The sequence below is a fragment of the Novosphingobium sp. B-7 genome (genome assembly GCF_000410615.1).
In the GTDB taxonomy this organism is placed as follows: Bacteria; Pseudomonadota; Alphaproteobacteria; order Sphingomonadales; family Sphingomonadaceae; genus Novosphingobium; species Novosphingobium capsulatum.
Genome location: NZ_KE148342.1, coordinates 330 through 2,575, shown reverse-complemented (window position 1 = coordinate 2,575; position 2,246 = coordinate 330). Strand labels below are relative to the sequence as shown.

Here is a 2,246-nt window from a genome sequence, read left to right as displayed (position 1 = left end):
CAGGCCGCGATAGGGGTTGCGCATCAGGCAGGTTCCTTGGCTGGTGCAGGTAGTGAGGGGGCAGGCGTGACGGCATCGGCGCCGGTGAACTGGTGCCGCAGCCAGGCTTCCAGCCGCGTGCCGGCGGCCTGTGCGGCGGCATCCACCTGGCCGGGCTTGGCCTTGGCCGATCCGCGGCGCAGCACTGTGGGCGGGGCCGGGCGCTGGCGCAGCGCATGCCAGGTATCGAGCAGGTCGGCCGGCGTGGCGGTGGGGCTGATCACGGCCGCGCGCAACCAGTCGGCATAGGCATCGCGCGGCAGGCTGTGGCCGTGAACACCATGGAATTCGCTGTGGAACAGCACGCGATCGGCCTCGGTCAGTCCAGCAATGGCCGCCGCAAACGGCAGCATGTGCGTGCGCCGGTGGTGCCGGTCGCCCAGCGATTGGATATAGACCACCAGATTGCGAAAGCCCGCGCCATAGAGCGCGGTGCAATCGGCCATGGTCACCCCGTCGAGCGCAGCATTGCTGGCCAGGCCGGGCCAGCACGCCGTGCGATAGGCGCTCACCAGCGGGGCGTGATAGCGGGCGATGCGCGTTTGCGGGTTGCCCACCACGGCAATCGATCCGGGCATGGCGTGGGATTGCGCCAGGGCGGCAAACCCGCCGCCCGACGTGCCGAAAAAGATCGTGCGTTCGATGCCCCAGGCCTTGGCCATTTCGGCAAAGGCGCGGGCAAGCAGCGCAGGCGTGTCGAAATTCTGGTGCCCGGCATACCAGGCGATGGCGAAATCGCCCGGCACCTGCAACGAAGGATCGCTGACCGCCACCTGTATGCAATCGGCCAGATCGGGATTGAAGCCATTGAACACGCCGCGGTGGCGTCGCGCCGGATCGGCCGCGCCGTGCAGGCTTATCACCATGCGCGTCGCCTGCGGAACAAGGCGCACACGGAATGCGATCGGCACTGTATCCAGGCCGTGTGGGGCCAGAAGCGTGTGGGTGCGCACGTTGAAGCGGTTGTCACCGGGGCGCAGCGTGGCGAGCTTGCGGCGCAGGCTGCGGACAAAGGCGCTCATGTTGGTCATTGCGCCGCCTCCAGCATCAACGGCGCCTGGTCCAGGGCGAGAAGCGGGTGCAACAGGCGCGCTGCGCGCTCGCCCACCCCGCGCCAGGTGCGCTCCGCCGCAACCCATGCGCGGCCCCGGCGGCCCAGCCAGGCACGCAAGGCTGGATCAGCGATCAGCCGCGCCAGCGTCTCAGCCAAGGCAGGCACATCGCCCTTGGCAAAGGCCAGCCCGGTGTGCCCATCGGCAATCATCTCGGCCAGCGCGCGCACGTCGGAAACTACCACGGCCTTTTCCATCGCCAGCGCTTCCAAAGGCTTCATCGGCGACACCATTTCGCACACCGGCCAGGGCTTGCGCGGGAACGGGCAGATATCGATCAGCGAATACCAGCTTTCCACTGCCTCATGCGGCACCCGGCCGGGCATGATCAGCCAGTCGGCAAAGCCGCCGTTCTCGGCCATGGCGGCAATGGCTGCGCCAATCGGTCCGTCCATGGTGCTGCTGGTATTCTCGCTGCCCACCAGCAGCAGGCGGAAAACGTGGCCCTGGGCCTTGAGCAGCGCGCAGGCAGCGGCAAGATCGTCCAGCCCTTCGTAATCCACGAAAGTGCCGATGTAGCCGATCACCGGCACGTCCGCAGGAATGCCCAGCTGCTGGGCCAGCGCAGCATCGCGTGGGCGCGGGGTGAACCGCGCCGGATCGCATGAATTGGGCAGCAGCGCGATGCGGCTTGGCGCCACGCCGCGTGCTGCCAGTTCCTCGGCCATCGGCGCGGTCAGCGTGAAAACCTGGTCTGCCGCCTGGGCAATCGCGGCCTCCAGCCGTTCCTGCACCTGATAGGCCGGCGTCGCGCGATAGCTTTCCTCGCGTGACATCTTGGTTACTTCCCAAAAACCCCGCACTTCATAGGCAAAGGGAATGCCCAGCCGTCGCGCCGCGATCAGCGCGGGCAGCGCCACGAGATGGTTCGATGCCGCCATCACCAGCGCCGGGCGCAGCACGCGATAGCGTTCTTCCAGCGCGCGGGCGGCGGCGGGAATATAGTGCACATAGCGCAGATCGGTGCGGGCCGGCGTGGGCGTGCGCAGATAGGGCACGCCGTCGATCACGTCAGCCTCGGGCACGGCGCTGTCCGCCAGGTCTGGCAGCGCATCATGGGGAAAGCCCGGCCGGGTCATCGCCAGCACATCGCAA

2 protein-coding genes are annotated in these 2,246 nt (G+C 67.9%); both read right to left on the bottom strand.

Going from position 1 to position 2,246, the window contains the following annotated elements; genetic code table 11:
- Window positions 1-23 precede the first annotated feature (23 nt).
- Entirely contained in the window at window positions 24-1,070 is a 1,047-nt protein-coding gene (locus tag H926_RS0112485; RefSeq protein WP_022676604.1) for a hypothetical protein, read from the bottom strand.
- Window positions 1,067-2,246 (bottom strand): glycosyltransferase (locus tag H926_RS0112480; RefSeq protein ID WP_202804711.1); only part of this gene is annotated, 1,180 nt, incomplete at its 5' end. The genes H926_RS0112485 and H926_RS0112480, both read right to left, overlap by 4 nt.

Coding starts and splice junctions, on each gene's coding strand:
- H926_RS0112485 (WP_022676604.1), bottom strand. CDS start 1,070: ATGACCAACATGAGCGCCTTTGTCCGCAGCCTGCGCCGCAAGCTCGCC.